Below are 17,640 nucleotides of genomic sequence, written 5' to 3'. Positions count from 1 at the left end.
AGTGCAAACCTCCGAATTTATGATCCTCTGTTGATCACTTCTACGTTTTGATCATTCAGCTGCATGCCAAGTTTCTCTTCAGCAATATCAATAATTCGATCTGGTGCACTTAATTCTGTCACTTTCACCTGAAGCTCTTCGTTTTGTTTCATTTGAGCCTGCTGCTTTGATTCAACCTGTTGGATACTCGTATTGATGTTATAGATCGATGCATAATTAGAAATCATGACGATCGAAGCTGCTACAACTGCAATACAAAGCGTCATCCAAAGCAGCTTTTCCCCTTTCGTGATTTTTCCACGTTGAACATAAACTGCTTTTTTCTGTACTTCAACTTGTTGCTTCTCTGAATGCTGCTGTTGATACTTATACGCCAGGTTACTCATTCTTTTCCCCCTAACACTTTCTTAAAGTTTTTATTTATCTTTTTATATTTTTCTTTTATATCTTTTCTGCAATGCGAAGCTTTGCTGATCGTGCCCGACGATTGCCTTCTTGTTCTTCTTCAGAAGGTAGAATCGGTTTTCTTGTAACCAATTTCATCTCCGGTTGATACTCATCCGGTATGATTGGCATGCCTGGCGGTAATTCTGGTCCAGAGGCTGCTTCTTTCATCGTTGTCTTGCAAATTCTGTCTTCAAGAGAGTGGAATGTGATTACGCTGATTCGTCCACCTGGGTTTAGAATCGACATCCCATCGATTAAAGCTTGCTCAAATACCTTAAGCTCATCATTCACCGCAATTCTAATCGCCTGGAAAATGCGCTTAGCAGGGTGTCCACCTTTCCTTCTCGCTGGAGCAGGAATGGCATCCTTAATGATTTCCACGAGTTCGAAAGTTGTTTCGATCGGCTGTTGTTCTCTTGCTTTTTCAATTTTTCGCGCGATTTGCTTTGAGAATTTCTCTTCGCCAAATTTGAAGAAGATGGATACGAGCCGTTCATATTCCCACTCGTTCACTACCTCGTATGCGGTCAAATCAGATGTTTGATCCATTCGCATATCGAGCTTTGCATCAAACTGATAACTAAATCCGCGCTCTCCTTTATCAAGCTGAGGGGATGAGACACCAAGATCGAAAAGAATGCCGTCTACTTTTTCTACTCCAAGATCTGAAAGGGCTTCTTTAATATAGCTAAAATTACGTTCTACGACAGTAAGCTTGTCTTCATAACCCGCTAATACCGTTTTCGCATTATCAATCGCCCACTGATCTTGGTCAAATGCATAAAGATGCCCTGTACTCAATCGGTCGAGTATTGCTTTAGAATGACCTCCCCCACCGAGTGTACAGTCTACGTAAATGCCATCTTCTTTAATGTTTAGTGCGTCGACCGCTTCTTCTTTTAAAACTGTAATATGTTCAAACATGTTTACACCTTAACCTTCACTGCATATTAACCTTCTACAAGTCAAAATCCATCATGCTTTCTGCAATCTCAGAGAATGATTCTTCTGAGGCATTGAAGTAGTCTTCCCAAACCGGCTTACTCCAAATCTCTAACCTGTTTGAAACACCAATGACAACGCATTCCTTCTCGAGCTCAGCATATTGTCTAAGAGTACCAGCAATATTTACCCTGCCTTGCTTGTCCAACTGACATTCTGTAGCACCTGAGAAAAAGAATCTGGTAAAAGCACGTGCATCTTTCTTTGTAAAAGGGAGTGTTTTCATTTTCTCTTCAAGGGCTTCCCATTCTTTCATAGGATAACCAAAAATACATTTATCAAGCCCACGAGTAAGGACAAATGTGTCACCAAGTTCATCACGAAACTTTGCGGGAATAATCATTCTACCTTTTTCATCAACAGTATGCTGATATTCCCCCATGAACATTGGCTTTCCCCACCTTCCCCACTTTCTACCTTTAAGTTACCACAACTCCCCACTTTTCACCACTAGAAAATGTATTCGTGCACCAAAATAAAAATCCTGCTGTGATCAGCAGGATTTTTTGAGAAAATTTTATTATTTTTTTACAAATAAACAACTTTGTGATTTTCATTAATGGATAAGTCTAACTTCATTATACGATCGATGAAGTCAGGACCGTGCCAGTTCAAGTAATACACAATGTTCCATTTTCTTTCCTGTGGAGCTCCATTTGGTTTTAACGCAAGTCCGATCTCACTGAACTTACGAAGTGTATGTTCATGTCGCTCTATTATCGTGTTTTGCAATCTTTTCTGAAGTAATTCAAGCTGCCTTTGGATAAACTCTCCATTTTTGTTTGAATAACTCTCAAGTCCCTTGTCGATCTTGCTAGTTAACTCCCTTAAATCTTCATGTATGCTTTCGATCTTTTCAGAAGCACTAGAGAAAGCTTCTTCTAGGCCGTAGTGATCAAGATTTTGAACATACCGCTTTCGATCTTCGGAAACACCTTGTTTGACAACATCCTCTATATTCAACGATAGCTCAGAAGCATCCTTTTGAATATGACGTTCCACAAACGTGAAAGTCATTCGAGGAACGATGACAGGCAATTTAAAGTCAAAGGTTCGAAAAGCTGGTTTCAACAATGCCCAATAAGAAAGTTCACCAGGTCCACCGACAAAAGCTAGCACAGGAAACATCGCGTCCTGCATAATAGGTCTCGTGACGACATTATTACTCAACTTCCCAGGTTCTTCTTCAGCTATTTGAAGCAATTCCTCTTTTGAGTACTCGACTTCTCCCGCTTTTCCCTTGAACATAGTACCATTACGCTCTAATAGAACTCTCTCCCCTTTTACTTTCACAAATAAATTAGCCTGATTCTCTTCTAGGTCAACCTCTACAGGATACTCAAGCTCATGGAGCGAAGCAGCTTGCTCGAGAACCCGCTGGTTAAGTGCTTCATTGTCATTTATGATATTCTTAAACATCTTGGTTTGCTGAGCTCGAAAAGCTTCGTTCCCTGAATCAACAAGAACGAGACCGTACTTCGAAAACAGTTTCGTTACAATATGACAAAAGTGGTCGACAAACGTTACTGAGTGGTCTGAAATGCTTTCAAGCCACTCTCGAATGTCACTTGTATATGAGGTCTCACCAAATTCGTGAAGAATCTCATCTGTCCATTCTTTCATTTTTGTCTGATCAAGCTCTATATCCGATAGCGCCTGTTTTCGGTATTGCTTTTGAGGTACTGCTACTTTGTTTTCTTTTTCGCTGAACGTATACACATGGTTAATCTCATGAAAATCATGATCCTCACCTGCAATCCAAAATACCGGGATAACTGGAACGCCTAGTTCTTTTTCTTTTTCTTCAGCAAGTTTAATAACAGATATAGCTTTATAGATCGTGTATAGTGGTCCTGTCATTACACCAGCTTGTTGGCCACCAACAACGGTTACAGCGTCCTCTCTTTTTAATCTTTCAATATTCTTCAACGTCTTCTCATCAGGATTATAAACGCGATTGAACGCATCAAGATGATCTGCTACTTTCGCACGTTCAAAATCACGCCCCATCAATTCCTGGTAGCGCTCTTCGTAAGACTCTATTTTTTGATATGTATAGTCAAAAAAAGCTGAGATGCTTTTTTTCCTCTCGATGTAATCTGTAGCAATTACATTTGTTCCCGGAAGGAAAGTTTCGGTGAGTTTCATTACTATTTCTTCCTTTCTCGACACAAATACGATATTCCGCCATCATAATCCTTAGTTAGTATATCAAACTGTTCCCACTGCTACCAAAAAAAAAGCTTATGAGTTACACCGTAGCAATTCGGTGCGCTAACCCAATAAGCAATAATAAAACATATCCTGTTGAAAAGACGAGAAAATTAAAACGCCAGGCACCTTTCATCACTTTTCTAATACTGATATCTTCTTTTGTCTTCCAATGTAGAACTGTGAAGGCAACTGCAATAATCAGCATAAGAATGAAGATGATCCATAGATAGGAACGTTGAAATAATTCAACGCAAATAAAATGGACGCTCAGTATAAAAAACAAGGTTGATAAATCAGTGGCAAGCCTGATTGAATACTTCTTTTTCTTCGTAACTTTCACAGTAATAATATAGACGATGTACCAAGCAAGAAGCGGTGCTGTTACAGCTGTCGCAACAATGCCAATCAAGACATCTCCCATTACAGCCTCTCCTCCATCTTTAATTCCAAACCTTTAATCGCATCGAACACAAACCGAGTGAATGGTACATCCATTCCTTTTAAAGAAGCTTCTTTCAATACGAATCCTGAGATTGCATCGATCTCGGTTCTCCGGGCTGCACGGACATCTGCCAACATCGAGGAAGTATTCATGGCTGTAAGTTTACATACATGCTGAACTCTGTTCCAGGACTCTTCGAATTCAAGATCCAGCACGTTACTGGACTCTTTTATTAATTCTCTCAAAAGTCCAAAAAACCTCGGGTTTGTTAGCAATTCACCATTTGAAATTTGGAAAAGGGCTGTTAAAGGATTGATTCCGCAGTTTATGATCAGTTTCTCCGCCAATAACTTGTACCAGTTGTCCTTATATTCGATCGACAAACTATTGTTAAGTTCACCTATAGCAGTACATAGCCCAGAGTAACTGCTAACGTTCAAGCTTCCTTCTCCTGTATGAATGACAGTAATATCATCACACTTTTTTGCGCCATGCTTGACAGTTCCAACAGAAACAGGTTGAACCAATGAGTCAAGGTAGCGAACATGCTCCATTCCATTTGGAATGAATAACAGTTCAGGCGACTTTCTCGTTCCATATGTATGCGTAATGGATGAGATCACATCTTTAACATTGTAAGATTTCACTGCAACGATAACGATATCAGGATCAGCCGATAAGGATGTAGATGCGTGTACCTCGTACGTCTTTTCTAAGTCTCCATTTTTATACCGAATGCCTTTTTGTTGGAGGTTTTTCGCTTGGTCTTCTCGACGGGTGACCATCGTGATCGTATGACCTGATGAAGATAATTTAGCACCCAAGAGAAGACCGATCGCACCCGCTCCAATAATCGTAATATTCAACGCAATACACCTCTCTAACAGGTCAAAAGCACTAATAATAATGCTAGTTTAGCACAATTTTTCATTTAGTTGATCAAAAAAATCCCTTAACTGTTATGTTAAGGGATTTTTCGGTGCTATTAAACTGGATAAACAGGATGTTTCTTATCCGGTGCACTCATTTCTTTCGACTCATAATAAGAAAGTCGATCAACAAGAACTTCTCTTAGTTCACTACCAGGAACGATATCATCGACGATTAACTCGGATGCGAGTTTGTAAATATCGATATGTTCTTTGTATTCTTTATGCTTTTCTTTAACATATTCAATTCGTTCTTTCGGATCTTCAATTGCATTAATTTTGTTCGCATAAACAGCATTGACGGCTGCTTCAGGTCCCATTACTGCGATTTGTGCTGTCGGTAACGCGATACAGCAGTCTGGCTCAAACGCAGGTCCTGCCATAGCATATAGGCCAGCTCCATAAGCCTTTCGAACAACTACAGATATTTTTGGTACCGTTGCTGAGCTCATTGCTGCGATCAGCTTTGCACCGTGTCTTATGATACCTGCACTTTCAACTTTTGTCCCGATCATGAATCCAGGAACGTCGGCAAGGAATACGAGTGGTATATGATAAGCATCACAAAGCTGTATGAATTTAGCACCTTTATCAGCTGAATCAACAAACAGGACGCCGCCTTTTACCTTCGGCTGATTAGCGATCAAACCAACAACCTTACCGTCGATTCGTGCAAATCCCGTGATTAACTCAGGTGCGAAAAGTTTCTTCATTTCAAAGAAGCTCTCGCCGTCTACTAACGCATCGATCAAATCATACATGTTGAATGGTGCATTCTGATTCTCAGGAACGATATCAGTAATCGATTTTTCTAATGAAGGAAGTTTCCCTTCTAATTCAGGTGTTCTTTTGTGAAAGTTACCTGGAAAATAGCTTAAGTATTGACGCCCTAGTTGGATCGCGTGCTCTTCATTTTCAGCGAGCACATCGCCGCAACCACTCGTACTACAATGCATCTTAGCACCGCCCATTTCCTCAAGCGATACCTTTTCCCCAATAACCTTCTCAGCCATACGCGGCGAGCCAAGGTACATAGAGGCATTCTTATCTACCATTACAACGATATCGCAGAATGCTGGTATGTACGCACCACCTGCAGCAGATGGACCAAACAATAAACAAACTTGTGGGACCATACCAGACATCTTCACCTGATTGTGAAAGATTTTACCTGCTCCTCTACGATTTGGGAACATTTCTAGTTGGTCAGTGATTCTTGCACCAGCCGAGTCAACGAGATACAAGATCGGCACTTTAAGATTCATCGCAGTTTCTTGAATGCGAATGATCTTCTCAACCGTTCTTGCTCCCCACGAACCTGCCTTAACAGTAGAATCATTAGCCATCACACATACCTTTTCACCGTTCACCTTACCTATTGCAGTAACGACACCGTCAGCAGGCAAGTCGTTCGCAAGGTTGTTTGCAAATTTGCCGTCTTCCGTATATTGACCGTTATCAAATAATAGGTTCAAACGATCGCGTACAAACATTTTGTTTGTTTCTTTCAGTTTCTGATGATATTTTTCTGCACCACCAGATTCAATTTCTTTAGATTTATTTTCTAGTACTTCTTCAAGATGATTCATTAGGAACCTCCTTTAGTTCTTTAGATTGAGCGCTCGTTCAGCGAATAAACTTACTTGATCGTTACGAGGACATCGCCTTCATTAACGAAATCACCAATCGTTACTTTCACTTCTGCTACTGTTCCTTCTTCAGTGCCCTCTACAGGTATTTCCATTTTCATCGATTCAAGCATCACAAGCTCTTGTCCAGATGTAACAGAGTCTCCTTCTGATACCATTACGTTCAATACTGTTCCTGCCATAGATGATTTGATTTCATTCATTGTTGTCATACCCCTTTTGTAAGTTATTTTTTGTGAGCAAGTTTCTTCGATAAGTAAGCTGTCGTATACTGACCATTCTGAAAGTCAGATTCTTGTAACAGATCTTCGAACAAAGGTCCGTTATGTTTAATACCTGTTAATTGAAATTTACTAAAGAACGTTCTTGCGATCTCTAATGATTCCTTTCGAGTTGAACCTGTGGCAATGATTTTCGCAATCATAGGATCGTAGAATGGAGAAACCGCTGAACCACTCTCATAGCCACCGTCAATCCTAATTCCTTTTACATCTGGAAATACAAGCGACTCTATCTTTCCTGGCGAAGGCATGAATGTATTTGGGTCTTCAGCGTATAAACGGAACTCAATACTATGTCCCTCTGGAGAAATTTCCTCTTGTGTAAGCGGGAGCGCTCTGCCATCGGCAATCAACAATTGCCATTCAACAAGATCTACACCGTTTGTCTCTTCTGTAATGGGATGTTCAACCTGTAGTCTTGTGTTCATTTCAAGAAAATAAAAATTCTCGTCTTCGTCCATAACGAACTCAACTGTACCTGCATTCGTGTAATTGACATGTTTAGCAGCTTTTGTCGCTGCTTCACCAATCAAGTTACGCGTATTTGCAGAGATGAACGGGGACGGTGTTTCTTCGACGACTTTCTGGTTTCTACGCTGAATTGAGCAATCTCTTTCATAGAGATGAACGATATTGCCGTGATGATCTCCGATGATTTGTACTTCGATGTGACGAGCGTTATCAATAAACTTCTCTACGAACATCGCACCGTTTCCGAAGTAAGCCTTCGCGCGGTTTTGACTTGAAGAGAATGCTTTTTCTAAATCATGATCATTCTCACACCGTTGCATCCCAATCCCACCACCGCCTGCGGCAGCTTTTAGCATAACAGGGTAACCCACTTCATTCGCATAGGCGATCGCCTTTTCTACATCTTCGATCTCAGTGCTGCCCGGTACTACAGGCACATCTGCTTCTATCATCGTTTTCCTTGCAGTGATTTTATCTCCCATCGCTTCTACAACATCTGCAGAAGGACCAATAAACGTTAAACCCTTTTCTGCTATTTTCCTCGCAAATGATGCATTTTCGGATAAGAAGCCATATCCTGGATGAATCGCATCTACCTTCTCTTCTAATGCAACTCGTATAATTTCATCTTGATTCAAATATGATTTTGCTGCAGGAGGATCTCCTATTCCATGCGCATGTGTCGCTAACCTTACATACGGCATATCTTTATCAGCACTGGAGTACACAGCGACCGTTTCAATTCCAAGTCTGCTGCATGTTCGAATAATTCGTTCCGCAATTTCGCCGCGGTTCGCTATCAATACTTTCTTCAACAATACCTCTCCTTTCAGAGCACAAAATACAGGTTGAAAACCCTTACATTAATCATATCATTAATTGACCGTCACGTTTCAACAAATATTCAAATAATTCCTTTTATATTTTGTTTTTTGAAATGAAGAAAAGTTTTGTGTTTTCGGTTATAATTAGGAAAGGAACCTTTTCTTTTAGAAAAAGAGAGGAATTTGTAACTATGACGGAGGGGGCCAACGATGGTAGATTTGACAGTACGACCACTTGTAATCAATTACAAAACTCTAGAAGAGTTTAAGAAGTTTAAAGAGTATGGCATTCAAGAGCTTTCTATGATGGAAGACTTGCAGGATAACATTATTGAGAATGATAGTGAATCACCATTCTACGGGATTTATTTTGGTGACAAGCTCGTTGCTAGAATGAGTTTGTATCGGATCGATGAGAAATATGACAGATATTTTGATCCACCCCAGGATTACTTGGAGCTTTGGAAACTAGAAGTCTTACCTCAGTATCATGATCGCGATTATGGTTCAACGCTTGTGAACTTCGCGAAAACATTTAATCTTCCTGTGAAAACAAATGCAAGACAGGGTTCAAGTCAATTTTGGGAGAAGATGGGCTTCGAGGCTGTCACATACAACCCAGAACGTGATCGCGGAGAAAATCCTTATGTTTGGTATCCAGAAGGAGTTTCTGAACAGGATGTATAAAAAATAGGAACAGCCCTAGTTGGCTGTTCCTATTTTTTTACTTTCTCGAGGTTTCCATTTGAATCCATTTGAAAACGGATGTTGCCCTGGTCTTCATCTTTGAACACAACCATCTTTCTTGCTCGTTCCATGATTTCGAGAAGAGACTGATAATCCTCTTGAACCATGACGTACTCTTTTTCAATCTGCAAAAGCTGCTGCTTTAACTGTTCGTTTTCCAAAAGAATCTCTTTATACGATTCTTCTAATTCACTCACATTCGAAATGCAAGACTTTGCTTGGACAAGAATTTGTATCGCTTCATCGATCATTGCAATGTTGTCTTGGTCTTCCACCTCGTGGCTCTCTCTTACTTTTTCGTTATAAAATCCCGATCTCTTTTGTTCTTTACGCTGCTTTTTTGCAAGAACGATCGCAGACTCATATTGCTTACGAATTAGTGAGTTCCACCTGAATCCACATGCCGCGGGAGTTCTAGATAATTTCTTACCTACCTCCTCAAACGCAGCCAGCTGTGTACTTGCTTCACGAATATGTCGTAAAACAACCTCAGCTAGTAATACATCTTCATCCTTTGACCATGCATCTTGACGAATGGGTACCAAACGCAATCCCCCCTAAAATAAACTTTTTACAGTCATCTTATGCGTCTGATAGATATAGTAGAATTTTAGAATCTATAATTTTTCTAATTTATTAGTCGGGGGCTATCGTTTGTTTAGGAATTTTTCTACTGCTTTATGATGTTCCTCAGACTCCCAGAGTTCAGAACATGAAAGAATTTCTCTCTCAATCCGTTCTGAAATCATCGATTGATCTAGCGAATCTAACCAATGTTTCTTATATGTCTGTAAGATGGTGGAGGAATGTGGTAGAAGCGTTCGAATGACTCTCTCAGCTTCTTCTTCCCACTGATCTTCTTGTAATATGTATGTTAGGAATCCAAGCGGGTACGCTTCCTCTGGAGTGTATCGCTTGCCACTCATGAGCATCTCCATCGCTTTCGTTGAACCCATTCTTTCCATGGCGTAAACCGTTCCACCCCAACCAGTGGTAATTCCGATCGACCCTTGGATAAAGCCCATTTTAATTCCTCTTCGTGCGATTCGATAGTCACAAGCGACAGATAATTCACATCCTCCACCGACTGCATGTCCGTTCAACAACGCTACAGTGGGCTTCTTACAGAAAAACACCTGTTCAAGAACGCTTCCCATTTTCCTTAGCATCGGATACGCTTCTTCTTTCGTACGAAGATGGTGAAAAGAAGCTAGGTCGCCTCCACCACAAAATGCACGGTCTCCACTTCCTGTTATGACGATATAAGAGACTGATGGATCCTCCTCAGCAGTCTTAATCGCATGTCTGAATTCATCCATAACATCATAATTAATCGCATTCCTTTGATTAGGACGATTAATTGTTAACATAGCAGCACGGTTTTTCTTTTCATAAAGAAGACTCGTCATTTCTCTCCTCACTCCTGAAATAAGGTATAAAAAAAACAGAGAGATTACTCTCTCTGTTCCAAGCGTGTTGAAAGCTTACTTGCTTACAACGTTTTCACCTTTATAATTCCCACACTCTTTACATACACGGTGAGAAAGTTTGAATTCGCCACAGTTAGGGCATTTCACCATTCCTGGTACTTCAAGTTTATAATGAGTACGACGCTTGTTTTTACGTGTTTTAGAAGTTCTTCTAGCTGGTACTGCCATCGTTTCCACCTCCTTAAAAAGTTAAATCGTGCGTTGAAAGTTGTCCGGTCTATTTATCGTTCTTTTCATTAAAGAGATCAGCTAAACCGGCCAGACGAGGATCAATCTTTTCTTCCGTTTCCTCGTGCGTGACAACTTCCCATCCTTTGCCGGATTTGTTTTGCATTTCATCAGATTCCGAACTGTGTTTAACAACACGGATAGGAATCTCCAAAAGTATATTTTCCTTAATATACGGAACTAAGTCAACCGTATTTCCCGAAACTTGATGAATTTCTTCATCTTCTTCTTCAAAATCGACTCCAGATGTGTTCGGTTCGAGCACAAAAGTTTCCAATGGATGAAGTACGAAAGGGAAATCAACATCTTCGAGCGTATTCGCACACGGAAGGACCATCTTGCCTTTTAGGGTAAGATGAAAGGTAACCTTATTACCATGAAAAGATGTTTCACCGGTAACGTGTACGGGCGTAATTTCTCGAATCTGTGTTTCTTCATTCTTTAGTTCCTCTACATTAACTAACTCGTCAATTGTAAGCCCCTTCTGTTTGAAGGACTTCAACTGATCTACTGACCATTTCATCTGTCTATCACCTCAAGGCAACAAAAGTATTATAGCTACAAAATACGTAAATGTCAATATTTTTTCTTTACACCACTTTGTGTGAAACCCAATCATGGTATAATGTTAATCATACCAGAGAAAAAAGCTGGAATTCAACTCATACAACTATGATCCTTTTCTATTACTGATGAAAGGAGCTTTATTATGAAAACAGCGGGTGTAGTTGTCGAATACAACCCCTTTCATAACGGGCATCTGTACCATTTAGAAGAAACGAAGAAAGCAACGGGGGCAGATATTGTTGTTGCGGTTATGAGCGGATCCTTTCTACAGAGAGGGGAACCTGCTCTAGTCGATAAGTGGAGTAGAACTTCGATGGCACTTCAAAATGGGGTCGATATCGTTATAGAACTTCCATACGTATACTCTACCCAAAAAGCTGAAATTTTTGCCAAAGGTGCTGTATCCTTGTTAAGTGAAATGGGAGTGGATGAACTTTGCTTCGGAAGTGAAGCCGGACGTATCGAAGATTTCAGAAAAACGATGGCTTTCATCAAAGAAAACGAAAAACGGTATAATGACCAGATTCAACTCTACATGAACGAAGGAAATAGCTATCCAAAATCTGCTTCGCTCGCCTTTCAGTCACTACAAGACCATGAAGACGTTCTCGATTTATCGCTCCCAAATAATATCCTTGGCTACCAATATGTGAAAGCAATCGATGAACTGCGCTCACCTATGGAAGCCCAAACCATCTTACGTACAAAAGCTGGATACCATGATGAAGACTTTCAAGACAAAAAAATCGCGAGCGCTACAGCTATACGAAAAAAGCTTGTGAATGATGAGCCTAAAAGCGTAAAATCCTATGTCCCTGATCCTACGTTCAATGAGCTAAAACACTTCTATCAATCGCATTCGACATTCCATGGGTGGCACAGATTATACCCGCTCTTACAATACAAACTCGTAACGAGTTCACAGAGTGAATTAAAAGCGATCTACGAAGCAGAGGAAGGGCTTGAAAACCGTCTTGTTTCAGCAGCGAAGCATTCCAATGATTTCCTAACCTTTATGGAAGCGATCAAAACGAAACGATACACATGGACAAGGTTACAACGATTTGCACTACATATCTTAACAAATACACGAAAAGACGAAATGAGACCAGCTTTAGAAGGGTCTGAAGCGCCATACCTTAGACTACTTGGGATGTCTAGTGGAGGGAGAAAATATTTGAATAAAATAAAATCCTCACTTACAGTTCCACTTGTTGCAAACGTAAACCAGTTTGATCACCCCTTCCTCTCAATTGAAAAAAGGGTCAGCGAAGTATACGCGTTAGGCTTTGAAGGAGAAGCAAAAGAGGAGTTCCTCAAAAAGGAATATCAAACATCTCCGATTATTTTATAATGCCTGCCGTGTAAGAGATAAGAAAACCTGTCGAGACGTCTCGACAGGTTTTTCTATTCATGATAATTCACTCTTGCAATGAAAGTTACCATCAACAGGCTTTATTCACTACTTTTCTTCTAACTGTTTTAAATAGTCAGATGCGTCCTTAAAGGTTTCTACCGGTACGACTTTCATCTTAGTCTTGATGTCTTCAGCTGCTTCAAGGGCATCTTCATAATTCGAATGAGCTACAGGGGCGAAGAATATGTCGGCACCAGAGCCATCTGCTGCAACAACTTTCTGTTGAATTCCGCCAATCGGCCCTACTTCACCTTCTTCTGTGATCGTCCCTGTCCCAGCGATTTTGTAACCTTTTGTCCAATCTTCTTCTGTAAGTTGATTGTATATTTCAAGAGAGAACATCAGTCCCGCTGAAGGACCACCGATTTGATCAGTGTTAATATCGACCGATGGCTCGGTTTTGATCGTTTTCGCTGTTACCGGGCCTGTGATCCCAATACCTACTTTTCCGTCTTCTGTATTAAAGCGCTCAGGAAATTCTGAGAATCCTAGTTCGATTTCTTGTTGTTCGTCACCCCGTTTAAACGTAATGACCACTTTATCTGATTCGGTGTATTCACCAAGGAGGTCTAACAACTGTTGTGTCTTTTCAATATTATTCCCATCTACCCCCGTAATCAAGTCGCCTGGCTTCAGTTTCCCTTCTGCAGGCATACCTTCTACGACTCCTGTAACGAGTACTCCCTTATGATCGATCGTAATCGACTTATCTGCTGCCTGATAAGCGACGATCGTTGCATCCGTCTGTGAGCCCGCCATTACTTCGAGTTGACGTTCATGGTATTCCTCATCAGACTCTCCTTCTCGTTTGATCATGTCTTCAGATATCAGTTCATGATATTGATTAAACTTTGCCCATACATACTGTATGATATTTGCTTCTCCGACTCTTACAGTAGTGAGCATAAATTCTCCTTCGTCAGGAGAGCCTCCATCAACCTTGATGACATCATCAAGCTCTCTAGCTTCCCCTGGCGTCGTTACATAGTACGGCAAATCGATAAACGTAAATGCTGCAACTAATGTAATGATCACAGCCCAAACAATTGTAAATCTCTTGGTAGTCCGGTTCATTTATTTTTCTCCTTCCACTCTTTCACCGCTGCATGAATCTCATCGAGGTGGCGAAAAGCTTCTTCCTCTCCAGTTTTGATAATGTCCTGTATGTTTGTGAACGAACGCGAATGAAACGATTCAAGACGAGGTTTGATCATCACATCAGCATTGATTTCATGAAGTCGAACCATCTCGTTTTGCATGATATCGATGCTCTGCATGATCACATCAAAGATTGACGTTACGTCGGATTCCTTCTTCACATCAGAAACATCAACAGCAATTACAAGATCTGCCCCCATCTCTCTTGCGACAGAAACAGGAACTCTGTCGATCACCCCTCCATCGACAAGCAATCGATCTCCGATTTTCTCTGGTGTGAAAATTCCAGGAATTGCAATACTCGCTCGAACAGCTTCAGCAATCGAACCAGTCCGATACACGACTTTTTCCCCTTTAATCAAATCGGTCGTTACCACCGCGAGTGGTGGCTGCAAGTCTTCAAGCTGTTTTCCGTGCGTTAACGTTCTTATGAGATTCTTCACTTTATTTCCAGTTATAAAACCCATTTTTGGTACAGTAAAATCGAGGTAGTACTTCCTTTTAAAAAGGGAAGCCATCTTCTCCATCGTCTCTACTTTATGTCCCGAACCATAAATAGCACCTACGAGTGACCCCATACTACTCCCTGCTATATAATCGATTGGAACGTCATGTTCTACAAGTACTTTGATTACGCCAAGATGTGCAAAACCTCTTGCTCCCCCTGAACCAAGAGCCAATCCAACTTTTGGACGGTTCATCCTGAGATCCTCCCGTCTATACCTGCTTAATCATATGGTCTAATTGTTCCACAAATACGTATATTTTAACTAGCGGACAGGTTTTATTTCTCGTTTATACATATGCGACTCGTCATGATGGCCATTACTTTGGGGGGAATGCTTCTGTGAACGTACAAGTACTTAAAACAATATTTCTAGCTTCTTCAATGACCATCATCGCATTCTCGATCATTTTGTTACCAGAACATACGCTAGACGCTTCTAAAAGTGGTCTTTCCATGTGGTGGAACATTGTCTTTCCTTCATTATTACCCTTTTTTATTATCTCTGAACTGTTGATTGGAATTGGCGTTGTTCGCTTTATCGGTGTACTTCTCGAACCGTTTATGCGCCCTCTCTTTCGCGTACCAGGTTCTGGTGCTTTCGTTTGGGCAATGGGCATCGCTTCAGGCTTCCCAGCAGGCGCAAAATACACAGCCCACCTCAGACAGAACAATGACATTACTGCAATCGAGGGAGAACGACTCGTTTCTTTTACTAACTGTTCCAATCCTCTGTTTATTTTTGCTGCAGTAGCTGTTGGGTTTTTCCACAATCCATCACTAGGAATCATTCTTGCAGCAGCTCATTATATCGGTAATATTCTTGTTGGCTTGGTTATGCGATTTCATCGTTCTGAAGATCGCTTCACAAAGAGCTATGAGCGTTCGCCTCTCGGAAGATTACCAAGAGCGTTTAAAGCCTTGCATGAAACCCGCTTATACGACGATCGCCCTTTTGGGAAAATGATGGGGGACGCAGTCCATTCATCAATCAAAACGTTATTAATGGTCGGAGGATTTATCATATTGTTTTCTGTTCTTAACGAACTTTTAGGTGTAATTGGTTTTACAGGAATGGTAGCAAGCATCGTTAATGTCATATTGATAGCCCTTCACATTTCTCCAGCGCTCTCCACTCCCCTTTTGTCAGGGTTGTTTGAAATTACACTCGGGAGTCGGCTGATCAGTGAAAGCAGCGCACTTTTATTACAACAAACGATGATTGCAAGCTTCATCCTTGCCTTCAATGGCTTTTCGGTTCAAGCACAGGTCGCTAGTATTCTTGCGGACACGGATATTCGTTTTAAACCTTTTTTCTTTGCACGGGTATTGCACGGGGTATTCGCAATGGTCTTAACCCTCGTGCTTTGGAAACCAATATACGTAGAGTGGTTATCCTCAGGCACAAAGACATTACCGGTCTTCCACAGAGAAAACTCCACTTCGATCATCGACCAGCTATATGGATTTTTTGAACAAACTGGACCATGGCTTACATTAATTGCTCTTATCGTGTTCGTCATTCTCTCAATACGCAGGATGAGCATTCAACTTCAGTAGAAAAAAGCCCCGTTACTCTAACGGGGATCCTGCATACTTTTCTCTTAACGCGTCTTGCACGATTTCAGGAACAAGATCAGAAACAGGTGCATGGTATTTTGCAATCTCCTTCACGATGCTCGAGCTTAAGAATGAATATTGATTGTTAGTCATCATAAAGAACGTTTCGATTTCATCTTCAAGTTTTCGATTGATCGAAGCAATCTTCATCTCATATTCAAAATCGGATACTGCCCGGAGACCACGAAGAATAGTAGACGCTCCGACTTGCTTTGCATAATCGATCAATAATCCTTGATACGAATCAACGGTAACGTTCTCCATATCTTTCGTAGCTTCTTTAATTAATTCAACACGCTCTTCTACAGAAAATAATGTTGATTTACTCTGATTATTCAGAACGACGACTTTAATATTATCGAATACTCTGGCACCTCTCTTAATAATATCAAGGTGTCCAAACGTTACAGGATCAAAGCTACCTGGACATACCGCAATCTTTCCCATGACTATTCCTCCCTCTCAACATCCGACTGTGTATATGTATATATTGAAATGGTTGTTTTTCCGCTGTATGTTTCTCTTCTAGTACATGTTAAATTCGCTAGTTCATCAGGCAAGTCTACTTCTTTAAGATGCTCGACGACGATTGTCGCATCCTCAGTAAGCAACCCATAGGATGATAACTTTTCAAGATCTTCAACGATCTTCTCCTTATGATAAGGGGGATCGAGCAATACGAGGGAGAACGTTAACTCTCTCTTGAGCAGAGCTTTTAGAGCTCGTTTCGAATCGTTGCGAAACACTTCGCTTGAGTCTTGGAACCCTGTTTGTTCAAGATTCCACTTGATGGTTTCAATTGCTTTACTATCACGATCAACAAAAATACACGAGTCTACTCCTCGGCTTAACGCTTCAATACCTAGAGCACCACTACCACCATATAAATCTAGCGCACGTCCACCTTTAAAAAAAGGACCCACCATATTATAGATGGCTTCTCGAACTTTATCTGTTGTTGGTCTAGTAGACATGCCTGGAACAGGCTTTATATGCCTACCTTTACACGTTCCTGCTATAATTCTCATCTCGTTCACAACCTTATCCTTTCCATATTCCTAACTATCCTACCATAAAAAAAGTGAAAGCTAAAATTAATGTATAAACGAATAGTGGATGGCGATACTAACTATAGCAGCATCTTACCAGGTTAATGATGCTGTCAACCGCGGAGAAGACTTACGTTTCCCCATAAGTTCTTCCTCCGGTTTCTCCTCTCCCATTTGCCTTAACCATTAGGTTTAAGGCACCCGCAGGAAGTATCTTCCTGCGGGTATTTTTATGGCATCAACCTGGGTCTAAATCAAGCGGCATATCGATCGCCTGAATGCCATCCCAATCATGATGGATCCACTCACCAAATTCTTCTTTTGTTAACGTTGAGTTCGTGAGCACATAATCCTCTACTTCCGACAAAGAGGAACTAGATAATAAATTTGCTTCTGCACTTGTTATCACTCCATGAATGACCAGTGCTGCAAGAATATCAGCAATGATAATTCCTTGGATGAGGTTTTTATCGATGGTTTCCTCTTCAGAGTTTCTACCTTTCCAGTACAAATAGAGCATGCCCCCTATTACGATCGCAAAGAGCAGAATCGATCCCATGGAAAAACCTCCTTTCTTCTCATTTTAATGGAAACGCTTCA

At 40.9% G+C, this 17,640-nt stretch carries 21 protein-coding genes; 3 read left to right on the top strand and 18 right to left on the bottom strand.

The features are described 5' to 3' along the window. Positions 1-17: 17 nt before the first annotated feature. From ftsL to LCM09_RS11735, 9 genes are all read right to left on the bottom strand, one after another. Complete coding sequence (gene ftsL / locus LCM09_RS11775; RefSeq protein WP_224881880.1) at positions 18-386, bottom strand: cell division protein FtsL; 369 nt, start codon at positions 384-386, stop codon at positions 18-20. Positions 387-441: 55 nt separating this feature from the next. Beyond that, complete coding sequence (gene rsmH / locus LCM09_RS11770) at positions 442-1,371, bottom strand: 16S rRNA (cytosine(1402)-N(4))-methyltransferase RsmH (RefSeq protein ID WP_224881871.1); 930 nt, start codon at positions 1,369-1,371, stop codon at positions 442-444. 34 nt (positions 1,372-1,405) lie between these two features. Beyond that, entirely contained in the window at positions 1,406-1,837 is a 432-nt protein-coding gene (mraZ, locus tag LCM09_RS11765) for a division/cell wall cluster transcriptional repressor MraZ (protein WP_224881863.1), read from the bottom strand. Between the two features lie 140 nt (positions 1,838-1,977). Further along, the gene (gene bshC / locus LCM09_RS11760; protein WP_224881858.1) at positions 1,978-3,597 is read right to left on the bottom strand and encodes a bacillithiol biosynthesis cysteine-adding enzyme BshC; all 1,620 of its coding nucleotides are present in this window, start codon (positions 3,595-3,597) and stop codon (positions 1,978-1,980) included. Between the two features lie 103 nt (positions 3,598-3,700). Beyond that, complete coding sequence (locus tag LCM09_RS11755; protein WP_224881857.1) at positions 3,701-4,084, bottom strand: DUF3397 domain-containing protein; 384 nt, start codon at positions 4,082-4,084, stop codon at positions 3,701-3,703. Then, the gene (locus LCM09_RS11750; protein ID WP_224881855.1) at positions 4,084-4,971 is read right to left on the bottom strand and encodes a 2-dehydropantoate 2-reductase; all 888 of its coding nucleotides are present in this window, start codon (positions 4,969-4,971) and stop codon (positions 4,084-4,086) included. Before LCM09_RS11750 ends, LCM09_RS11755 begins: the two co-directional genes overlap by 1 nt. Before the next feature lie 119 nt (positions 4,972-5,090). Then, positions 5,091-6,623, bottom strand: a complete 1,533-nt coding sequence (locus LCM09_RS11745; RefSeq protein WP_224881854.1) for an acyl-CoA carboxylase subunit beta — start codon at positions 6,621-6,623, stop codon at positions 5,091-5,093. 50 nt (positions 6,624-6,673) lie between these two features. After that, on the bottom strand, positions 6,674-6,886 hold the full coding sequence (locus LCM09_RS11740; protein WP_224881852.1) for a biotin/lipoyl-binding carrier protein: 213 nt from the start codon (positions 6,884-6,886) through the stop codon (positions 6,674-6,676). 23 nt (positions 6,887-6,909) lie between these two features. Further along, positions 6,910-8,250, bottom strand: coding sequence for an acetyl-CoA carboxylase biotin carboxylase subunit (locus LCM09_RS11735; protein ID WP_224881851.1), 1,341 nt, complete (start codon positions 8,248-8,250; stop codon positions 6,910-6,912). A 219-nt stretch (positions 8,251-8,469) separates the two neighbouring features. Between LCM09_RS11735 and LCM09_RS11730 the strand changes: the two genes are divergently transcribed. Next, on the top strand, positions 8,470-8,946 hold the full coding sequence (locus LCM09_RS11730; protein WP_224881850.1) for an N-acetyltransferase: 477 nt from the start codon (positions 8,470-8,472) through the stop codon (positions 8,944-8,946). A 29-nt stretch (positions 8,947-8,975) separates the two neighbouring features. Here the strand turns inward: LCM09_RS11730 and LCM09_RS11725 are convergent, their stop codons facing one another. The 4 genes from LCM09_RS11725 to LCM09_RS11710 form a co-directional block, all read right to left on the bottom strand. Beyond that, positions 8,976-9,551: an RsfA family transcriptional regulator gene (locus LCM09_RS11725; RefSeq protein WP_224881848.1), complete on the bottom strand. Its 576-nt coding sequence runs from the start codon at positions 9,549-9,551 to the stop codon at positions 8,976-8,978. Between the two features lie 102 nt (positions 9,552-9,653). After that, positions 9,654-10,415 (bottom strand): enoyl-CoA hydratase/isomerase family protein, encoded by a 762-nt coding sequence (locus LCM09_RS11720; protein WP_224881847.1) that lies wholly within the window; start codon positions 10,413-10,415, stop codon positions 9,654-9,656. Positions 10,416-10,490: 75 nt separating this feature from the next. Continuing rightward, complete coding sequence (gene rpmF / locus LCM09_RS11715; RefSeq protein ID WP_048309912.1) at positions 10,491-10,664, bottom strand: 50S ribosomal protein L32; 174 nt, start codon at positions 10,662-10,664, stop codon at positions 10,491-10,493. A gap of 49 nt (positions 10,665-10,713) precedes the next feature. After that, positions 10,714-11,247 (bottom strand): YceD family protein, encoded by a 534-nt coding sequence (locus tag LCM09_RS11710; RefSeq protein WP_224881846.1) that lies wholly within the window; start codon positions 11,245-11,247, stop codon positions 10,714-10,716. A 186-nt stretch (positions 11,248-11,433) separates the two neighbouring features. Here LCM09_RS11710 and LCM09_RS11705 point away from each other — a divergent pair, with 186 nt between their 5' ends. Then, positions 11,434-12,645 (top strand): nucleotidyltransferase, encoded by a 1,212-nt coding sequence (locus LCM09_RS11705; RefSeq protein WP_224881845.1) that lies wholly within the window; start codon positions 11,434-11,436, stop codon positions 12,643-12,645. Positions 12,646-12,753: 108 nt separating this feature from the next. Here LCM09_RS11705 and LCM09_RS11700 read toward each other — a convergent pair whose 3' ends face one another. Beyond that, positions 12,754-13,782, bottom strand: a complete 1,029-nt coding sequence (locus tag LCM09_RS11700) for a SepM family pheromone-processing serine protease (protein WP_224881843.1) — start codon at positions 13,780-13,782, stop codon at positions 12,754-12,756. Continuing rightward, positions 13,779-14,567: a patatin-like phospholipase family protein gene (locus LCM09_RS11695; RefSeq protein WP_224881842.1), complete on the bottom strand. Its 789-nt coding sequence runs from the start codon at positions 14,565-14,567 to the stop codon at positions 13,779-13,781. Before LCM09_RS11695 ends, LCM09_RS11700 begins: the two co-directional genes overlap by 4 nt. Positions 14,568-14,713: 146 nt before the next feature. Here LCM09_RS11695 and ylbJ point away from each other — a divergent pair, with 146 nt between their 5' ends. Next, entirely contained in the window at positions 14,714-15,931 is a 1,218-nt protein-coding gene (gene ylbJ, locus LCM09_RS11690) for a sporulation integral membrane protein YlbJ (protein ID WP_224881838.1), read from the top strand. 12 nt (positions 15,932-15,943) lie between these two features. Here the strand turns inward: ylbJ and coaD are convergent, their stop codons facing one another. From coaD to LCM09_RS11675, 3 genes are all read right to left on the bottom strand, one after another. Beyond that, complete coding sequence (gene coaD / locus LCM09_RS11685) at positions 15,944-16,438, bottom strand: pantetheine-phosphate adenylyltransferase (protein WP_224881834.1); 495 nt, start codon at positions 16,436-16,438, stop codon at positions 15,944-15,946. A gap of 2 nt (positions 16,439-16,440) precedes the next feature. Next, complete coding sequence (gene rsmD / locus LCM09_RS11680; protein WP_224881830.1) at positions 16,441-17,019, bottom strand: 16S rRNA (guanine(966)-N(2))-methyltransferase RsmD; 579 nt, start codon at positions 17,017-17,019, stop codon at positions 16,441-16,443. A gap of 259 nt (positions 17,020-17,278) precedes the next feature. After that, entirely contained in the window at positions 17,279-17,599 is a 321-nt protein-coding gene (locus LCM09_RS11675) for a hypothetical protein (RefSeq protein ID WP_224881822.1), read from the bottom strand. Positions 17,600-17,640: the final 41 nt, after the last annotated feature.

It is taken from the genome of Guptibacillus algicola, from assembly GCF_020171805.1.
In the GTDB taxonomy this organism is placed as follows: domain Bacteria; phylum Bacillota; class Bacilli; order Bacillales; family Guptibacillaceae; genus Guptibacillus; species Guptibacillus algicola.
Note: the sequence above shows the minus strand (reverse complement) of the source record. Positions and strands in the feature narration are given on the sequence as shown.

Bases quoted from the DNA above. Each gene is read 5' to 3' on its own strand.
- ftsL (WP_224881880.1), bottom strand. From the start codon at position 386: ATGAGTAACCTGGCGTATAAGTATCAACAGCAGCATTCAGAGAAGCAA.
- rsmH (WP_224881871.1), bottom strand. From the start codon at position 1,371: ATGTTTGAACATATTACAGTTTTAAAAGAAGAAGCGGTCGACGCACTA.
- mraZ (WP_224881863.1), bottom strand. From the start codon at position 1,837: ATGTTCATGGGGGAATATCAGCATACTGTTGATGAAAAAGGTAGAATG.
- bshC (WP_224881858.1), bottom strand. From the start codon at position 3,597: ATGAAACTCACCGAAACTTTCCTTCCGGGAACAAATGTAATTGCTACA.
- LCM09_RS11755 (WP_224881857.1), bottom strand. From the start codon at position 4,084: ATGGGAGATGTCTTGATTGGCATTGTTGCGACAGCTGTAACAGCACCG.
- LCM09_RS11745 (WP_224881854.1), bottom strand. From the start codon at position 6,623: ATGAATCATCTTGAAGAAGTACTAGAAAATAAATCTAAAGAAATTGAA.
- LCM09_RS11740 (WP_224881852.1), bottom strand. From the start codon at position 6,886: ATGAATGAAATCAAATCATCTATGGCAGGAACAGTATTGAACGTAATG.
- LCM09_RS11730 (WP_224881850.1), top strand. From the start codon at position 8,470: ATGGTAGATTTGACAGTACGACCACTTGTAATCAATTACAAAACTCTA.
- LCM09_RS11720 (WP_224881847.1), bottom strand. From the start codon at position 10,415: ATGACGAGTCTTCTTTATGAAAAGAAAAACCGTGCTGCTATGTTAACA.
- rpmF (WP_048309912.1), bottom strand. From the start codon at position 10,664: ATGGCAGTACCAGCTAGAAGAACTTCTAAAACACGTAAAAACAAGCGT.
- LCM09_RS11710 (WP_224881846.1), bottom strand. From the start codon at position 11,247: ATGAAATGGTCAGTAGATCAGTTGAAGTCCTTCAAACAGAAGGGGCTT.
- LCM09_RS11705 (WP_224881845.1), top strand. From the start codon at position 11,434: ATGAAAACAGCGGGTGTAGTTGTCGAATACAACCCCTTTCATAACGGG.
- LCM09_RS11700 (WP_224881843.1), bottom strand. From the start codon at position 13,782: ATGAACCGGACTACCAAGAGATTTACAATTGTTTGGGCTGTGATCATT.
- LCM09_RS11695 (WP_224881842.1), bottom strand. From the start codon at position 14,567: ATGAACCGTCCAAAAGTTGGATTGGCTCTTGGTTCAGGGGGAGCAAGA.
- coaD (WP_224881834.1), bottom strand. From the start codon at position 16,438: ATGGGAAAGATTGCGGTATGTCCAGGTAGCTTTGATCCTGTAACGTTT.
- rsmD (WP_224881830.1), bottom strand. From the start codon at position 17,019: ATGAGAATTATAGCAGGAACGTGTAAAGGTAGGCATATAAAGCCTGTT.
- LCM09_RS11675 (WP_224881822.1), bottom strand. From the start codon at position 17,599: ATGGGATCGATTCTGCTCTTTGCGATCGTAATAGGGGGCATGCTCTAT.